Here is a 9,970-nt window from a genome sequence, read left to right on the forward strand (position 1 = left end):
GGCAAGGACATCCACGTCCTCAACGCCGGCTTCACCACCGGTCTGGCCGGCAACGTCGGCGGCTGGCTCTCCGCGGAGGGCTACTCCGTCGTCGAGGTGACCAACGCCCTGCCGGGCATCTACACCTACTCACAGGTCGTCGCAGCCGACGCCTCCGACCCGGACGCCATCGCCCTGGCCGCGGCCCTCGGCGGACTGGAGATCACGGAGAACGCCGGCCTCAACTCTGACACCCTCATCGTGGTCACCCACGACGAATGGACCGGACCCCTCGGCGATGCCTCCCTCGTGGGCGACTCCTCCGTCGGACCGTCCTCCGGCGCCGGTGTCGGCGCCGGTGAGACCGAGACCGTGGGCACCCCGGGCTCCGACTTCGGCGAGGCCGAGGCCGCCCCCGAGATCGACGCCGGCGGCGACGGACCGAGGTGCGTGAACTAGGGGTGCGCACCTGGATCCTGGCGGTCAGTTCGTTCTGCGGGCTGGCCGCCCTGGTATTTCTGGACTCCGGGGCCGCCCTCGACCTGCTCGGACGAATTGTCCCGGTCCTCGGATTCGTCGCGGCGATGTCCGTGGTCGTCAACGCCGCACAGTCGGTGCAGACCTTCGAGGGGCTGATCGGTCTTCTCCAGCGACGTCTCGGACTGTCCTCCGGGCGGGGCGCAGGTTCCCCGGCCCGGGCGTGGGCGCTCATCCTCGGCATCTCCCTCGTGGTGACGGTCTTCTTCTCCCTGGACACCACAGCACTCCTGATCACCCCGCTGGTCATCGCCATCGCCCGGGCATCGGGACTGAACACCCTGGCGGCGGCGTTCGCGGTGGTGTGGATGGCCAATCTCGGCTCGATGCTCCTGCCGATCTCCAATCTGACGAACCTCCTCGCCGTCGAGACCGAGCACTTCTCCGGCCTGGCCGACTACGTCTCCCTGAGCTGGCTGCCGGCCCTCGTGCTGGCGGTGATCGCGGCCCTCGCCCCGCTCGTTCCCGCCCGCGGGCGTTTCCCCCTCACCGGTGCGCACCCCACTCCCCTCACGTCTGAGTCGCGGAGGTTCGCCGGCCTGATCGGTGTGCTGCTCGTACTGCTCCTGACACCACTGCCCGTCTGGATGCCCACGACCGGCGCCGCCCTCATCGCCGTTCTCCACCTCAGGCACCTGGGCTTTCCGACGCCGGTCCACCGGATGATCCCCTGGTCGACACTGTTCTTCGCGTTCTCCCTGAGCGCCGCGGCCGCCGTCGTGCACTCCCTGGGGCTGCTCGACCCCGTGCTGGCCGCACTGGCGGACCGGGGCCCCTTCACGCTCGCCTTCGCGGGGGCACTGCTGTCCAACGCCAGCAACAACATTCCCGCCTATCTCGCCCTCGAACCGGCCGCGACAACCTCCTCCGGCCTCATGGCGCTGCTCATCGGCGTGAATGCCGGACCGATCATCACCCCCTGGGCGTCCCTGGCCACCCTGCTCTGGGCCGACCAGTCGCGGCGCCACGGGGTGGAGATCCGTTGGTCCACATTCATGTTCGCTGGGCTGGTCATTGCGCCCGTCGCGGTCGTGGTGTCGACCGCGGGCCTCCTTCTTGTCAACTGACTCCGATCCGACAAATGTGCTGCTGGAGGGCCCAATCCATGCGCCCCACCGCCGACAGATAAGACCATTCAATGAAATTACGGCCTTTGTGAGCTATGGTCGAATTCAAGCTAATCGTGACCCCAATCACGTGACACGGCTCACCCAGTTCCAGGAATCAAGGAGACATCATGAGCTTTTCGGTGAAGGATGCTCTGGCTGCACGAGACATCCACCCGAGCCCCGAGCATCTGACGAAGTTGGAGGCGAAGTGGGCTGAGGTTCAGTCACTGAAACAGAACCTCAACGTCGTCCCGCTCGACGACGCTGACATCGCGGTACGCAACATCCCGGGAGGTGACCACGTTGACCAGTGAGCTGCTCAAGAAGACATCAGTCGAGGTCGGCAAACTCATCGCCGACAAGGAGGTCACCGCAGTTGAGGTGACCCGGGCCCTCCTCGATCACGCCCACAAGCTCAACAGCGAGGTCAACGCCTACATCAGCTTCCGCGACGAGAAGGCTCTGCAGGAAGCCGAGCAGGCGGACCAGGAGATCGCGGCCGGCCAGAACCGGGGTCCGCTGCATGGTGTGCCGATGGCCATCAAGGACAACATCTACGTCGGCGGGGAAACCACCACGATGGCGTCGAAGATCCACAAGAATTTCGTGCCCGAGGAGGACGCTTCTGTCGTCGCCCGCATGAAGGAAGCGGGCATCGTCCTCACCGGCAAGCTCAACATGCACGAGTACGCCTGGGGCATCGACAACAACAACCCCCATTTCGGAGCCGTCGGCAACCCCTGGGACCTGGAGAAGGTGCCTGGTGGTTCCAGTGGCGGATCCGGCGCGGCTGTCGCCGCCGACATGAGTTTCAACACCCTCGGCACCGACACCGCCGGTTCCATCCGTATCCCGTCCTCCGCCTGCGGACTGGTGGGCCTCAAGCCGACGCACGGCCGGGTCTCGAAGGACGGCTGCTTCCCACTCGCCTGGAGCCTCGACCACATCGGTCCGATGTCCAAGTCGGTGGAGGATGCCGCAGCGCTGTTCGACGTGATCGCCGGGTTCAGCCCCAAGGACCCGACCGCGGTCGACGTCCCCGTCACCCCGACGCTCAGCGCACTCGACGGAAGCCCGAAGGACCTGGTCATCGGCATTGAAGAGGACTACTACTTCAAGGACGTCGACTCCGAGGTGGAACGTCTGGTCCGCGCCCAGATCGATGCCCTGGTGGAACAGGGCGCCCAGCTCAAGACGGTGAAGATTCCTTCGCTGGCGATCTCCGAGTGGGCGGAGCTGGCCGTGAGCCTGTCCGAGGCCTCCGCCATCCACCACAACGACCTGGTGGAACGCCCCGACGACTTCGGTGCCGACATCCGCTTCCTGTTCGAGCTGGGAGAGCTGTTCTCCTCGGTCGAGTACCTGCAGGCGCAGCAGGCCCGCCGCCAGATCAAGAAGGACTTCGCCGCGGCGCTCACAGAGGTCGATGTCATCATGGCTCCGACGCTGCCCGTCATGCCTCCGACGATCGGCTCCGAATTCGCCGACCTCAACGGAACCGACGTGGACCTGGTGATGGCCTTCATCCGCTACACCGGGCCCAGCAACCTGACCGGCCTGCCGGCACTCTCCGTGCCTGCCGGCCTCAACGACGGCATGCCCGTCGGCCTGCAGATCATCGGTCGCGCCTTTGATGAGGCCACCGTGCTCCGTGCAGGCGGTTTCGTGGAGAAGAACGACCCGATGGAAGGCAGGCGGGCTCCGGTCGGAGCCTAGTCCGGCATTCACGGCGTGAGGCGCGGGAGAGACTCAGTCGAGTGCCTCCCGCGCCTCTCTCACGCGTGGGGCAGGGCTGTCCCGACCGGCAGGTCAGGCAGGTGAACTCACTCCCCCACGTACGCGATCGCGTCGATCTCCACCGTCGCCCCGTAAGGCAGGTTGGAGGCCTCGAGGAAGGTGCGGGACGGGCGGGCCTCGGCGAAGTGCTCGGAGAACTGCTCGTTGGCCTCCTCCCGCAGAGTGATGTCGGTGACGAAGTAGGTGAGCTTGACCAGGTCCTTGAGCTCGCCGCCCTCGGTGGCCAGGCGCTCCGTCATGCGCTCGAGGGCCGCGGCCAGGGCCTCCCTGCGGCCTTCAACCGGCTGGTAGTCCTTGTCCACGGACAGGGCACCGGAGACGAAGATGAAGTCCCCGGCGCGCTTGGCCATCGAGTAGGGGTGGTCGGAGGTCGGCTGCATGGTCATTCCTTTCGGGTTGAGGCTTCCCACCATCATGTCCAACCTCAGGTGACCACGGCCACGTTTCCCGGGCGGCACCCCTGAAAAGGGCCCGCAGCTTCCGGCACGAGCCCGTCACACTCCTCGGGGAAAACTCAGCGCACGAGGCTGTGGAGTTACCGGTGAGGAGGGCGATGAACCACCAGGCCAGAGTCAGGTGGACCGCCTCTGCGGAGTTGTCGATCTGCATGTCAGCTGCCCGGCTGCCCGGCTCGGTCACCTCACAGGTAGACGGTCGCCAGGGAGATGGAGACGATGGCGCCCACCAGGTAGTTGAGCCAGAGGAACACGCGCCACCCGCGGTTGACGTCCTCACAGGTGTCGTCGGTGATCGTCCAGAAGCGCAGGACGTTGACCACGTACCCCAGGCCGGCGAGGCCGACGACCCAGCCCGGCGCGGGCAGGAGGAACAGGAGCAGCGCAGCGAGCAGGTAGGTGCCGGCGGCCAGGCGGGTGACGGCCCGCGCCCCGAAGGCGGTGGCGATGGAGGACAGGTTGCCCTCCCGGTCGGCCCTGACGTCCTGCACCGCGCCGAGTGCATGGCTGGCCATGCCCCACAGGAAGAAGGAGGCGACGGCCACCCAGAAGTAACCGGGCAGTTCCTCGGTCCGGATCGTGGCCCCGACGATGGCCGGGGTGACGAAGTGCGCCGCTGAGGTGGCGGAGTCGAGCACCGGACGCTCCTTGAAACGCAGTGGTGACGCGGAGTAGGCCACCACCGCGGCCATGGACACCGCCAGCCACAATGCCGACCGCCAGGTCCCGGAGGCGAACATGACCACCAGGAACGGCAGGGTCGTGAGCACCGAGACCCACAGCAGCGGCGCATGCATCGACCTCGGCAGCACAGCCCCCTCGACGCCGCCCTTACGGGGGTTGAGGATGTCGGACTCGTAGTCGAAGACGTCGTTGATGCCGTACATGGCGATGTTGTACGGGATGAGGAAGAAGATGACCCCCACCCAGAACAGCCAGTCCAGGCCGTTGCCCACGAGCAGGTACGCCAGGCCGTAGGGGAAGGCGGTGTTCACCCAGCTGATCGGCCGGGAGGCGGCGAGGATCCCGCGCAGGACCCTCACGGCGAACGCCGCTTCCCGGGCCAGAGCGCCGGCACGACCAGCGCCGCGAAGAGCGGGTAGAAGAGATCCTCCACCGGCATGAGGCCCACCTGGGGGCCGAGGCGCTGAGCCTCCCCGTAACCGAAGAGGTCCGCCCGGATCATGAGGTTGTCGAAGATGGCGGTGAGCACCACCAGCACCAGCAGGACCAGGGCGGTGACCGCCCACTGCCGGGGTGCCGCGTGCCGACGCATCACGGCCAGCCCGAGGCCGAGGACCAGGAAGGGCACGCTGATGAGCAGATAGGTCACGGGGTCACCTGCTTCGCGGGGGCGTCGAGAAGCAGGCGTGCGCCGGTGGCGAGGTTGAGGGTCAGGTAGGTGAGGAAGAAGAGGAACACCGGCTCCTCGAGGGGCATCTCGGGGGCGAGATCGACACCGGTCATGTAGGGCGACTCACCACGGAAGAAGGTTCCGGTCACGATGCCCAGGGCATCCCACAGGAGGAACGCCCCCACCACCCCCACGCTGAGGACGAGGGCACGTCGGGCGTCGAGGAAGAAGGCCAGGCGCCAGCGCCAGTCACACAGCACCATGCACCCCAGGGTGAGGAGCAGGACACCCAGATACGCGAAACTCACAGGTCAACCTCCGGGAGGGCGCCGGGACCGGTGTCGCCGCGCAGCCGCTTGATGACGTTCTCCGCGGAGATCAGGCACATCGGCACCCCGACCCCGGGGACGGTGGTGGCCCCGGCGTAGTACAGGCCCGCGACCTTCCCGGAGATGTTCCGGCCGCGGAAGAAGGCCGACTGCCGCAGGGTGTGCGCCGGACCGATCGCCCCACCCCGCCAGGCGTGGTAGCGCTCCGCGAAGTCCGCCGGCCCGACGGTGTGCCGGGTGACGATGCGCTCAGCCAGGTCCGGGACGTCGGCCCACTCGGCGATCTGGGCGATGGCGGCGTCGGCGATGGCCTCCACCGCCGGGGTGCCGGACCCCCGGAACAGGCTGCCGTGGCCGAGGGACTCGGCGGCCCGCACGGGCACGAGGACGAAGAGATTCTCATGCTCCGGAGGGGCGACCCCGTCCTCGGTGGCCGAGGGCATCGACACGTAGATCGACCGAGAGGCGTCCAGGGGCCGGTGCGGCTGGGGCCCGTCGAAGACGGCGGCGAAGTCCGTGGACCAGTCCTCGCTGAACAGCAGGTTGTGGTGGGTCAGCTGGGGCAGGCGGCCGCGCACGCCGAGCATGACCAGGACGGTGCCGATGCCGGGGTCGCGCCGGGCGAAGTACTTCTCGGGGTAGGTCCGCAGCTCAGCGGGAAGCAGGTGATTCTCGGTGTGGTGGAGATCCGCACCCGAGACGACGATGTCGGCCTGCAGCTCACGCAGTTCACCGGCGGCGGTGCGCACCCGTAGTCCGGTCGCGCGTCCATCCCGGGTGGTGATCGCCGTGGCCTCCGTCTCCAGCAGGAACTGCACGCCCTGCTCCTCCGCCAGGCGGTGCAGCGCCTGCACCACGGAGGTGAAGCCACCGACCGGGTAGCGCACCCCCTGCGTGAGGTCGGTGTGGCTCATGAGGTGGTAGAGCGCCGGCGTGGTCTCCGGCCGGGAGGAGAGGAAGACCGCGGGGTAGGTGAGGATCTGACGCAGCCGGGTGTCCCGGAAACGCCTGTTCACGAAGTCGGCCAGCGAACTCGTGAGCAGCCTGGCGAGGGTGGTCGCACGGCTGAGCACATCACGGTGCACCAGGGGGGTGACGGCGGAGAAGGTCGTGTAGAGGAAACGCTCGAGCGCGATGCCGTAGGCGTCACCGGCACTGTCCAGGTAGTCGCGCAGCTTCTCCCCGGCACCGGGCTCGATGGACTCGAACAGGGCAGCCGCCTCCTCCCGCCCGCTGTGCACGTCCACCGGGTCCCCGCCCTCGGGGAACACCCGGTACGCCGGGGTGAGGTCCACCAGCTCGAGCTGCTCGTCGGTGGTCGTGCCCAGCAGGCGGAAGAAATGCTCGAAGGCGTCGGGCATGAGGTACCAGGAGGGGCCGGTGTCCCACCGGAACCCGGGGTGGTCGGCGACGGTGAGGTCACCGGCGCGCCCGCCGACGGTGTCGAGCTTCTCGACGACCCGCACCTGGTACCCCTCCTTCCCCAGCAGGGCGGCGGTGGCCAGGCCGGCGACACCGGCACCGATGATCAGGGCAGTCGGGGCACTCATGGGCGACCAGCTTTCCGGGGAGGGGACAGACGTGGGGCGGAGACCGCCGCCCTGGCCAGTATGGCCACCTTCCGGTGGCGGGGCACACTGATCCGACGGGTCACCAGTTCAGTGGCGGGGGTCGCCTCGATACGGTCGGTGAGTTCAGCGAACAGGCGTGTCGCGGCGAGCACCCCGGCGCGTGCGGCCCCGGGGAGGAGGGGGATGACGGCTTCTGCGGCGTCCAGCTCCTCCCGGATCTCAGCGACCAGTCGTGCCTTGTCCGTTTCGGTGAGCGCCGCGATGTCGACATCCGGGAAGTAGCTGCGTCCCAGTACACCGGCGTCCTCACGCAGGTCACGGAGGAAGTTGACCTTCTGGAAGGCCGACCCCAGCTTCCGCGCCCCCGCCTCCAGGCGTGCCCTCTCCGCGTCGGTGACAGGGTGGTCGACGAGGAACACCGACAGGCACAACAGCCCGATCACCTCGGCGGAACCGTAGACGTAGGCGTCGAAACTGCCCTGATCGTGACGGGAGTGGGTGAGGTCACGCCGCATGGAGGCGAAGAAGGCCCGGACGTGGGCGGGGTCGAAGCCGCAGCGGCGGGCGGACCCTGCGTAGGCGTGCAGGACGGGATCAACGTGGAAACGCCGGTCGGGGGCGGCGAGGACGGCGTCCTCGTAGGCGTCGAGAAGCTGCGCGCACTCGACAGGCGTGGCGCCGGCCTCGGCGGCGGTCCCGTCGACGATCTCGTCGGCGATCCGCACCATGGCGTAGAGGTGCCGGATGTCACGCCGCACCTTCGGCGACAGCAGGGTCGTGGCCAGGGAGAAGCTCGTGGAGTAGGAGGTGATGACCTTCTCCGCGGCGCGCGCGGCCATCCTGTCATAACGGTCCAGGTAGTCGAACTCAGACATATCTCCCCAGCATCCTCTCGATCCGGTCGGTCACCTCATGCAGGCCGGACCGGATCCCCGGTTCCAGCTCCGCATCCCCGATGAGGGTACGCGCCGCCCGCAGGTGCTCCCGTCCCTCCTCCGCCACAGCGGCCGTGATCTCCGCCAGCCGGCCGGGGTCGGGTTCCTCGCCCTCCGACATCCGCATGGTCATGAGGGTGGCCCGCCCGTGCAGCACGTCACCGCCCGCCAGCTTCCCGGTCTCCCCGCTCTCCCCCACCGTGCCGGCGATGTCGTCCGCCGCCTGGTAGGCGCGTCCCAGTTCACGGGCGATCGGCTCCATCGGCGCCGGGTCACGCCCGGCCGCCAGCGCACCCAGCTGCAGGGGTGCCCGAAGCTGTAGACGGAGGTCTTGAGGTCGTTGCTCAGCCGGATGAGGTCCGGGGCCGGCCCGGGGACGGCGGAGTGCGCGATGTCGAGGATCTCCCCGACGATGGTCCACTGCGCGGCACCGTTGAGGATGCGCAGGGCCCCGCGCACGAGGGTGTCCTCCAGGTCAGAGTCCAGCAGGATCCCGACGGCCCCCGTGAGCCCGAGGTCCCCGGCGGTGATCGCCAGCGAGGTTCCCAGGTGGGCGTCACCGAACTCCTCACGCACCGCGGCGTGCACGCTCGGATGACCGCGGCGGGTGTCGTCACGGTCGATGACGTCGTCATGGATGAGGAACGCCCCGTGCAGCATGTCCACACTCGCCCCGAACACCGTCGCCGCCCGCAGACGGGCGCCCCTGACCTCACCGGCGGAGATGTGCACCAGGTGGGCGCGCAGGTGTTTGCCTCCCGACGCATAGGTGGACACACCCCGGTAGACGTGGTCCAGCAGCCGGGAGGAGGTGGGTGCCGCCGCGGTCAGTGACGCCAGGTAGTCGTCGAGAAGCGCCAGACTCGCCGCCACCCTGGAGGGGATGTCGCTGTTCATGTGAGCACCTTCCGGAGGGTCGGTCCCAGCAGACCACGGGCCGCCAGACGGCGGTGAGGCGGGTGCCGACGCCACGCCCGCAGGATGGTGTGCATCCCCCGGTGGAAACGCCGGACGGTCTGCCGGGTGCCGTGGAGGGCACGGGCGTCCATGTCGAGGGTGAGATCGGGCTGGAACCACACCGTCTCCCCGGGGCGGACCTCGAAGGACATCTGCATGTCATCGTGGGATGCGGTGTCGGCGGAGTCGAGGCGGTCGCGGACCGCACGCCACCACTCCGCCCGCACGGAGTAGTTGGTGCCGAACAACGGATGGTGCCCCAGAGCCGCGCCGACACTGCGGCGGTAGGCCGTGAGGTAGGCCGCACTGGCCAGGTCGCCGCGCCAGCCCGGGATCTCGAAGCGGGCCGTCCCGGTGACCCCCACGACACGACGCCCCGGGGAGCGGTCGGCGGCGTCCCAGGCGGCGTGGAGGCGGGTGAGGTAGTCTGCGGCGGCGCAGGCGTCGGCGTCGGTACGCGCCAGGATGTCCCCGGTGGCGGCGTCGAAACCCGCGTGGGTGGCCCAGGTGATGCCGCGGCGTGGCTCGTGGATGACGCGGGCGCCCGCCCGGGTGGCCACCTCCACGGAGTCGTCGGTGGAGCCGTTGTCCACCACAATGATCTCATCGGCCGGGGTGTCCTGGGCCGCCAACGAGTCGAGGCAGCGCCGCAGCAGATCCGCGTCGTTGAGACAGGGGACAACGACACTGATGGTGCGGCGGGGTCCTGGCACGCGGTCACTTCCTGGACAATCGTCGATCACGGACATCGGATGTCCTCTAAATGTACGGCATCGCCGTTCCCCGGGACAGGGGTCCGGCCCCACATCCTCCACGCGACCTGCCTACCATGGGGCGGCATGGAGCTTCTCGCACATCTGCTCAGGACCGACCCCTCGACCCCGCGGCTGACCGTCTACAACGAGTCCACCGGCGCGCGGCTCGACTTCTCCGCAGTGACCCTGGAC

11 protein-coding genes and 2 pseudogenes are annotated in these 9,970 nt (G+C 68.5%); 5 read left to right on the forward strand and 8 right to left on the reverse strand.

Annotated elements, in window-relative coordinates; all coding sequences use genetic code 11:
- From GXZ33_RS04280 to GXZ33_RS04295, 4 genes are all read left to right on the forward strand, one after another.
- On the forward strand, nt 1–438 hold a 438-nt coding region (locus GXZ33_RS04280; RefSeq protein ID WP_291339651.1), incomplete at its 5' end, for a LytR C-terminal domain-containing protein.
- Nucleotides 439–440: 2 nt separating this feature from the next.
- Nucleotides 441–1,583 (forward strand): SLC13 family permease, encoded by a 1,143-nt coding sequence (locus GXZ33_RS04285; protein ID WP_291339652.1) that lies wholly within the window; start codon nt 441–443, stop codon nt 1,581–1,583.
- Between the two features lie 170 nt (nt 1,584–1,753).
- Nucleotides 1,754–1,939, forward strand: a complete 186-nt coding sequence (locus tag GXZ33_RS04290) for a hypothetical protein (protein WP_291339653.1) — start codon at nt 1,754–1,756, stop codon at nt 1,937–1,939.
- Nucleotides 1,929–3,341 carry an amidase gene (locus tag GXZ33_RS04295; protein ID WP_291339662.1) on the forward strand — a complete coding sequence of 471 codons (1,413 nt, stop codon included), beginning with the start codon at nt 1,929–1,931 and terminating at the stop codon, nt 3,339–3,341. The genes GXZ33_RS04290 and GXZ33_RS04295 overlap by 11 nt, the downstream gene beginning before the upstream one ends.
- Nucleotides 3,342–3,448: 107 nt before the next feature.
- On the opposite strand, the gene GXZ33_RS04300 is transcribed toward GXZ33_RS04295, so the two are convergent.
- The 8 genes and pseudogenes from GXZ33_RS04300 to GXZ33_RS04340 all read right to left on the reverse strand — a co-directional run bounded on the left by GXZ33_RS04300 (nt 3,449) and on the right by GXZ33_RS04340 (nt 9,736).
- Nucleotides 3,449–3,808: a RidA family protein gene (locus GXZ33_RS04300; RefSeq protein WP_291339663.1), complete on the reverse strand. Its 360-nt coding sequence runs from the start codon at nt 3,806–3,808 to the stop codon at nt 3,449–3,451.
- A gap of 254 nt (nt 3,809–4,062) precedes the next feature.
- Nucleotides 4,063–4,920 (reverse strand): prenyltransferase, encoded by an 858-nt coding sequence (locus GXZ33_RS04305; RefSeq protein WP_291339654.1) that lies wholly within the window; start codon nt 4,918–4,920, stop codon nt 4,063–4,065.
- Complete coding sequence (locus GXZ33_RS04310; protein ID WP_291339655.1) at nt 4,917–5,210, reverse strand: lycopene cyclase domain-containing protein; 294 nt, start codon at nt 5,208–5,210, stop codon at nt 4,917–4,919. The genes GXZ33_RS04305 and GXZ33_RS04310 overlap by 4 nt, the downstream gene beginning before the upstream one ends.
- Nucleotides 5,207–5,539: a lycopene cyclase domain-containing protein gene (locus GXZ33_RS04315; protein WP_291339656.1), complete on the reverse strand. Its 333-nt coding sequence runs from the start codon at nt 5,537–5,539 to the stop codon at nt 5,207–5,209. Before GXZ33_RS04315 ends, GXZ33_RS04310 begins: the two co-directional genes overlap by 4 nt.
- A complete protein-coding gene (crtI, locus tag GXZ33_RS04320; RefSeq protein ID WP_291339657.1) occupies nt 5,536–7,110 on the reverse strand; it encodes a phytoene desaturase family protein in 1,575 nt (524 codons plus the stop codon). The genes GXZ33_RS04315 and crtI overlap by 4 nt, the downstream gene beginning before the upstream one ends.
- Nucleotides 7,107–8,006 carry a phytoene/squalene synthase family protein gene (locus tag GXZ33_RS04325; RefSeq protein ID WP_291339658.1) on the reverse strand — a complete coding sequence of 300 codons (900 nt, stop codon included), beginning with the start codon at nt 8,004–8,006 and terminating at the stop codon, nt 7,107–7,109. Before GXZ33_RS04325 ends, crtI begins: the two co-directional genes overlap by 4 nt.
- Nucleotides 7,999–8,963 (reverse strand): annotated as a pseudogene (locus tag GXZ33_RS04335) (polyprenyl synthetase family protein). Before GXZ33_RS04335 ends, GXZ33_RS04325 begins: the two are co-directional and overlap by 8 nt.
- Nucleotides 8,960–9,736, reverse strand: a complete 777-nt coding sequence (locus GXZ33_RS04340) for a glycosyltransferase (protein WP_291339661.1) — start codon at nt 9,734–9,736, stop codon at nt 8,960–8,962. The pseudogene GXZ33_RS04335 and the gene GXZ33_RS04340 overlap by 4 nt, the downstream one beginning before the upstream one ends.
- A 126-nt stretch (nt 9,737–9,862) precedes the next feature.
- On the opposite strand from GXZ33_RS04340, the pseudogene GXZ33_RS04345 reads away from it, so the two are divergent.
- Nucleotides 9,863–9,970 (forward strand): annotated as a pseudogene (locus GXZ33_RS04345) (TIGR03089 family protein); the annotation flags it as partial.

The sequence above is a fragment of the Corynebacterium sp. genome (assembly GCF_012838985.1).
Classification (GTDB): domain Bacteria; phylum Actinomycetota; class Actinomycetes; order Mycobacteriales; family Mycobacteriaceae; genus Corynebacterium.

What these genes read in the sequence shown, in the direction of transcription:
- GXZ33_RS04325 (WP_291339658.1), bottom strand. Translation starts at nt 8,006, where the DNA reads ATGTCTGAGTTCGACTACCTGGACCGTTATGACAGGATGGCCGCGCGC.
- GXZ33_RS04300 (WP_291339663.1), bottom strand. Translation starts at nt 3,808, where the DNA reads ATGACCATGCAGCCGACCTCCGACCACCCCTACTCGATGGCCAAGCGC.
- GXZ33_RS04290 (WP_291339653.1), top strand. Translation starts at nt 1,754, where the DNA reads ATGAGCTTTTCGGTGAAGGATGCTCTGGCTGCACGAGACATCCACCCG.
- crtI (WP_291339657.1), bottom strand. Translation starts at nt 7,110, where the DNA reads ATGAGTGCCCCGACTGCCCTGATCATCGGTGCCGGTGTCGCCGGCCTG.